The 4,851-nt window shown below is 36.3% G+C and carries 5 protein-coding genes; all 5 read left to right on the forward strand.

The window, feature by feature from the left end; genetic code table 11:
* Positions 1-26: 26 nt before the first annotated feature.
* Complete coding sequence (locus IQ228_RS21275; RefSeq protein ID WP_193964345.1) at positions 27-1,535, forward strand: NADH-quinone oxidoreductase subunit M; 1,509 nt, start codon at positions 27-29, stop codon at positions 1,533-1,535.
* Between the two features lie 171 nt (positions 1,536-1,706).
* Complete coding sequence (locus IQ228_RS21280) at positions 1,707-2,009, forward strand: hypothetical protein (RefSeq protein WP_027401084.1); 303 nt, start codon at positions 1,707-1,709, stop codon at positions 2,007-2,009.
* Positions 2,010-2,011: 2 nt separating this feature from the next.
* Positions 2,012-2,554, forward strand: a complete 543-nt coding sequence (locus IQ228_RS21285; RefSeq protein ID WP_193964347.1) for a hypothetical protein — start codon at positions 2,012-2,014, stop codon at positions 2,552-2,554.
* Between the two features lie 6 nt (positions 2,555-2,560).
* Positions 2,561-3,100 carry a hypothetical protein gene (locus IQ228_RS21290; RefSeq protein WP_193964349.1) on the forward strand — a complete coding sequence of 180 codons (540 nt, stop codon included), beginning with the start codon at positions 2,561-2,563 and terminating at the stop codon, positions 3,098-3,100.
* A gap of 76 nt (positions 3,101-3,176) precedes the next feature.
* A complete protein-coding gene (locus IQ228_RS21295) occupies positions 3,177-4,307 on the forward strand; it encodes a CO2 hydration protein (RefSeq protein WP_027401087.1) in 1,131 nt (376 codons plus the stop codon).
* Positions 4,308-4,851: the final 544 nt, after the last annotated feature.

Genomic DNA, 4,851 nt, shown 5'->3' on the forward strand with positions numbered 1-4,851 from the left:
CCCCCACCCTCTATTCCCTAACTTTCATGCTCAGTACATTGATTTTACTGCCGTTAATTGGTGCGGCTTTTATTGGTTTCTATCCTTTTACCATCTCTGGTAAATTAGCGCGAATCATAGCTTTCGTCTTTAGCGTGATTATTTTCTTATGGAGTATTTTCCTGGGAATTCAGTTTAATCCCGGAGAAATTGGTCAACAGTTTGCTGAGTCACTACCTTGGGTAGATGCAATTGGCTTAAACTACAATCTGGGTATAGATGGTTTATCTCTACCATTGCTAATTCTTAATGGACTATTAACTTGTATTGCTATTTATAGCAGCGATGAATCCCAACAACGTCCGAGATTTTATTACTCTCTAATTCTGCTCTTAAGTGCCGGGGTGACAGGGGCATTTTTAGCACAGGATTTATTATTATTCTTCCTGTTTTATGAATTGGAACTAATACCCCTATATTTGCTAATTGCGATTTGGGGGGGAGAAAAACGGGGTTATGCAGCCACAAAATTTCTGATTTATACAGCTTTTTCAGGAATCGTCATTTTAGCCAGTTTCCTGGGGATGGTTTGGTTGAGTGGTTCTCCCAGTTTTGGACTAGCAACCTTAAATGCCCAATCTCTACCCTTAGCAACGCAAATTTTACTCCTTGCCGGAATTTTGGTAGGATTTGGCATTAAAATTCCCCTCGTTCCCTTCCATACTTGGCTACCAGATGCCCACGTTGAAGCCTCTACACCCATATCTGTGCTATTGGCGGGGATATTATTAAAATTAGGGACTTATGGCTTACTGCGATTTGGGATGAATTTGTTACCAGATGCTTGGGCTTATTTAGCACCTTGGTTAGCCACATGGGCAGTAGTTAGTGTTTTGTTTGGGGCATCTTGTGCGATCGCCCAAACGGACATGAAAAAAATGGTAGCCTATAGTTCCATCGGTCACATGGGCTATGTCTTATTAGCAGCCGCCGCATCCACACCCCTCAGCGTCTTGGGTGCAGTCATGCAAATGATTAGTCATGGGTTAATATCCGCCATGTTATTCCTATTGGTGGGAGTTGTCTATAAAAAAGCTGGTAGTCGGGATTTAAATGTCATTCGGGGACTACTTAACCCAGAACGAGGTTTACCAGTGATTGGTAGCTTAATGATTTTTGCCGTCATGGCTAGTGCTGGTGTACCGGGAATGGTGGGATTTATTTCCGAATTTATTGTTTTTCGGGGCAGTTTTGCCGTTTTTCCGTTACAAACATTATTAGCCATGCTCGGAAATGGTTTAACTGCGGTTTACTTCCTAATTCTCTTAAATCGTGCCTTTTTTGGGCGGTTATCAGCAGCAGTTACCAACTTACCTCGTGTGTATTGGAGCGATCGCATCCCTGCCATCATTTTAGCCGTAACTATCGTTATTTTTGGTATTCAACCCAATTGGTTAGTCTATTATACCCAAGCCACAATTACCACAATAGTAAAAATGAATAATCATCATGTAATAGCTAACGTGTCTTTGGATAAAGCTAAAATCAAAAGTTAAGCGATGGATATTGGAGACTGGGAAAACTCACCCTATGTCTTAATCCCAATCTCTAATTATCAATGAAAGTATATATCTGAACAACAAGTTTCTGATATGATATAATCAAAAAAGTGAATGAATTTGCATAAATTACGCAGTCCTGTTCAATAAAATTAAAGGGTATTCTATATGAAAGCGGATAACTTAGAAATATATGCTGATGGAGCGGGACTTATGGTTGGACCAACTATAAGTAAACTTAGTTTTTACTCTGTAGTAGATATTTCAGAAAATAATGGACAAAAGGAAACTGAAGAAGAATTAAAAGTACAGATAGCCATTCCAACACTTACTTTACTGAAATTATGTGCTAGATTTTTAACACAAGTTAAAACTGACGAAAAGGGAATTATTAATACTATAGATAGTCATAAAGAGGAAATTATTAAGACACTGGCAAATTTAACTTTAAAAGAAAGTGACGGAGAATAAAAATGTTAACCATAAAGTTGGAAAGTGAAATATCTTCTTTTATTCAAGAAAACAGCAAAAGAGATAATTATGAATTCTTGTATAAAACTAAAATTCCAAATCCTCCCATTCATATTAAGCAATGGCAAACAAATCAATACTCCTATAAAGTAGTTGCTTTTGAAAAAGAGGAAAGCAGACATAACAAATTACAAAAATTAGTTCAATTAGTTACAAAAATACGTAATTATCTTTCTTTACCTGATGATTGGGATAGTTATGAAGGAATTGCGCCTAAATCAAAAACAATTGAAGAAACTATTTCTGTAGTTAAACGTTTGAATGATTATAACATATCATTACCTAAACCAATGGTAAGTGGTACGGGGATAGTTGGTTTATATTGGGAAAAAGACAGTATCTATATTGAGATATGTTTTGAAGGTGATGGAACATTTTGGTACTATGGTAAAGATGGTAATTTAGAAATTGGAGAAGAATCTGTGTCTCTTAAAAAAGAAACTGAATTTCCCAGAAACTTAATTAATTTAATCGCCAAAATTTAATTTTCTATGAGTTGTTCAGAGATTTATACTGTTACATCTAATAGATGTAAGTTCGCCCAGCAAAACGACCCTCAATGTAATTGTGAAAATGTATCAGTTAGTCAATTTTCTCCAGGCATTGTAGAAAATAATGAAATATTAGTGAGGCAAATTTATTCACCAATTCATATAGATGAACAAACTGGAAGAGTAAACACATTTGCCTTTACTGATGCTCAAGATAAAGGTATGTCAGTAAATCGTAAAACCTATTCCTCAAGAGAAGAATTAAATAAAAAAGTTCAATACAAGCTAAAGTTAGATGAGGAACGAGGTAAAGATAGAAGTTTTCAGGGTGTTATTTATGCAACTTGTCACGACGTTAGAGCAATAAAAACTAATGATAATCTAAAAGCTTTTTGTGTTTATGATACAGGTAATAAAAATGATATTTCTCATGCTGATATATGCCAAGCCACATCTAGTCGTTTAGACGGTAGTAAAATGCGTGTTAAATTAAGGGAAATTTTTTCAGACATACCTATAACATTAGATATTATTTACTAATTAACTTCTATTTTTAGTTTAAATTTAATTATGACTTACCCTTCAATCCTTCCTTATACTTTCTGGAGAAACACTAATGGTAACGACTAAAAACAGCCCCACTTACAACCCTCTAGCTGAATATATTCAACGCTTACAAACTGGTGGAGCATTACTGAAAGATAGTCCCGAAAACGTTCTAGAAGTTGTTGGTATTCTCAAAAGTTATGGTGTAGTTTTAGATGCCTATTCTAAAAATCTTATTTACATTGCTGAACATCAATTTTTAGTATTTTTTCCCTTCTTTAAATATTTTGATGGCGATATTTCTGTTGCCAAATTATTCCGCCATTTATGGCATGATCGGATTAATTTTGAATATGCTGAATATTGTATGAAAACCATGATGTGGCATGGTGGTGGTGGTTTAGATACCTACTTAGATACTCAAGAATTTCACGATAGAGCTAAAGCTGTTATTGCTGCTAAATTTAAATATAATCCCCTCATTTGGGGACTCAATGAACTGTTTCCCGAATTCTTGATAGAACAGTTACGAGTCTCTGCTTATTATACTGGATTAGGTCAATTTTGGCGAGTCATGGCGGATATGTTTCTGAATTTATCAGATCGCTATGACAACGGCGAAATTAAAACAATTCCCCAAGTTGTAGAACATATTAAATTGGCTTTAGTTGCAGATGCAATGAAACCAATTACATATAGTGTCAAAATTGGCGACAAAGTTTATGATCTTATTCCCAAATCAGTTGGGTTAACCTTCCTTGCAGATACCGCAATTCCCTATGTAGAAGCGGTATTTTTTAGAGGCACACCATTTTTAGGAACAGTTTCTTTAAACGCGCAAGCATATCAAGTTCCTCCAGATCAATCTCGATTTCAATATGGTGCATTATACGCAGATCCTTTACCTATTGGTGGTGCAGGTATTCCTCCCACATTGTTAATGCAGGATATGCGCCATTATCTCCCAGAATATTTACATAATATTTATCGTCGCAGTCTTCGGGGTGAAGATGATTTGCGAGTGCAAATTTGTATGAGTTTCCAAAAGTCTATGTTTTGTGTAACTAGCGCCGCAATTTTAGGACTTTTACCTTATCCTCTAGATAGTCAAGATCCATCTGAACAAAAACATAATCAAGTTTACTTAGAAAAGTGGATGTCAAGATTAGAGACTTCTCAGTTATTGGAAGTGAATAAATAGGTAAAGCTATTTTTTGTCTGAATCAGGATTTTCAGGATAAGAACGCAGATGAACGCAGATGAACGCAGATTGTCTGAATCAGGATGTCCAGGATTTGAGGATTTTCAGGATGTGATTTAATGATGGTTGGTTACGCACAAGTCATGGAAGAATAAACCACGAAGAACGCAAAGGAAACGAAGGAAAGAGGTTTTAGAGAGATTTTCCTAATTCTCGCCATCTGCGTCTATCTGCGTTCATCTGCGTTCTTATCCTGTACATCCTTAAATCCTGGTTATCCTGACCCAGACTATTCTAACCGCCAAATTTTGATTTTTTTGAGCCAAAGGTAATTTTTTACTCCTTTTTTATGAAGTAAATTCCGTAATAACCGCTTGTGACAGTTAAGGGTGCGGAATGTGGGTTTTATAGCAAAAGTCAGGATGTAGGGGCGCAGGTCCTGCGCCCAGTCAGGAGTTCAGGAGTATGGTGAACGCTATCAGGAGTCCAGGAGTCAAGAAGAAGAAGAAGAAGAAGAAAGAAATTTCTCCCCCACCTCCCCCAC

Source organism: Dolichospermum sp. LEGE 00246, assembly GCF_015207865.1.
GTDB classification, from domain to species: domain Bacteria; phylum Cyanobacteriota; class Cyanobacteriia; order Cyanobacteriales; family Nostocaceae; genus Dolichospermum; species Dolichospermum heterosporum.